2 protein-coding genes are annotated in these 1,683 nt (G+C 53.8%); both read left to right on the top strand.

Annotated elements, in window-relative coordinates; all coding sequences use genetic code 11:
• On the top strand, positions 1 to 1,533 hold a 1,533-nt coding region (atpA, locus tag RDN66_RS12220), incomplete at its 5' end, for a F0F1 ATP synthase subunit alpha (RefSeq protein ID WP_308537879.1).
• Positions 1,534 to 1,582: 49 nt separating this feature from the next.
• Positions 1,583 to 1,683, top strand: a 101-nt coding sequence (locus RDN66_RS12225; RefSeq protein ID WP_308537880.1) for a F0F1 ATP synthase subunit gamma, incomplete at its 3' end; no start/stop codon positions are given.

Consider the following 1,683-nt stretch of genomic DNA (forward strand, 5'->3'; position numbering starts at 1 on the left):
AATTCCACCGAAATCAGCGAACTGATCAAGCAGCGCATTGCTCAGTTCAGTGTTGTGAGTGAAGCTCACAACGAAGGTACTATTGTTTCTGTAAGTGACGGTGTTATCCGCATCCACGGCCTGGCCGATTGTATGCAGGGTGAAATGATTTCCCTGCCGGGTAACCGTTACGCTATCGCACTGAACCTGGAGCGCGACTCCGTAGGTGCTGTAGTAATGGGTCCGTACGCTGACCTTGCCGAAGGCATGACCGTCAAGTGTACTGGTCGTATCCTGGAAGTTCCGGTTGGCCGTGGCCTGCTGGGCCGTGTGGTTAACACCCTGGGTGCACCAATCGATGGTAAAGGCGCGCTGGACAACGACGGCTTCTCCGCCGTTGAAGCTATCGCACCTGGCGTAATCGAACGTCAGTCCGTTGATCAGCCAGTTCAGACTGGTTATAAATCCGTTGATGCCATGATCCCAATCGGTCGTGGTCAGCGTGAACTGATCATCGGCGACCGTCAGACCGGTAAAACCGCGCTGGCAATCGACGCCATCATCAACCAACGTGATTCCGGCATCAAGTGCGTATACGTTGCTATCGGCCAGAAAGCGTCCACCATTTCTAACGTGGTACGTAAACTGGAAGAACACGGCGCGCTGGCTAACACCATCGTTGTTGTGGCAACCGCGTCTGAATCCGCTGCACTGCAATACCTGGCGCCATATGCCGGTTGCGCAATGGGCGAATACTTCCGCGACCGCGGCGAAGATGCGCTGATCATTTACGATGACCTGTCTAAACAGGCTGTCGCATACCGTCAGATCTCCCTGCTGCTTCGTCGTCCACCAGGACGTGAAGCATTCCCGGGCGATGTATTCTACCTCCACTCCCGTCTGCTGGAGCGTGCTGCGCGTGTTAACGCCGAATACGTTGAAGCCTTCACCAAAGGTGAAGTGAAAGGGAAAACCGGTTCACTGACCGCTCTGCCGATTATCGAAACCCAAGCGGGTGACGTTTCTGCGTTCGTTCCGACCAACGTAATTTCCATTACCGATGGTCAGATCTTCCTGGAAACCAACCTGTTTAACGCCGGTATTCGTCCTGCGGTTAACCCGGGTATCTCCGTATCCCGTGTTGGTGGTGCAGCTCAGACCAAGATCATGAAAAAACTGTCCGGTGGTATCCGTACCGCTCTGGCACAGTATCGTGAACTGGCAGCGTTCTCCCAGTTCGCATCTGACCTTGACGATGCAACCCGTAAGCAGCTGGACCATGGTCAGAAAGTAACTGAACTGCTGAAACAGAAACAGTATGCGCCGATGTCAGTCGCGCAGCAGTCTCTGGTTCTGTTCGCAGCAGAACGTGGTTATCTGGCGGATGTAGAACTGGCGAAAATCGGTAGCTTCGAAGCCGCTCTGCTGGCTTACGTTGACCGTGATCACGCTCCGTTGATGCAAGAGATCAACCAGTCCGGTGGCTATAACGACGAAATCGAAGGCAAGCTGAAAGGCATCCTCGATTCCTTCAAAGCAACCCAATCCTGGTAAAGTCTGACGGCCTGTCTTAGGGCAGGCCGTAGGCATTGAGGAGAAGCTCATGGCCGGCGCAAAAGAGATACGTAGTAAGATCGCAAGCGTCCAGAACACGCAAAAGATCACTAAAGCGATGGAGATGGTCGCCGCTTCCAAAATGCGTAA

The sequence above is a fragment of the uncultured Kluyvera sp. genome (assembly GCF_902485085.1).
In the GTDB taxonomy this organism is placed as follows: domain Bacteria; phylum Pseudomonadota; class Gammaproteobacteria; order Enterobacterales; family Enterobacteriaceae; genus Kluyvera; species Kluyvera ascorbata.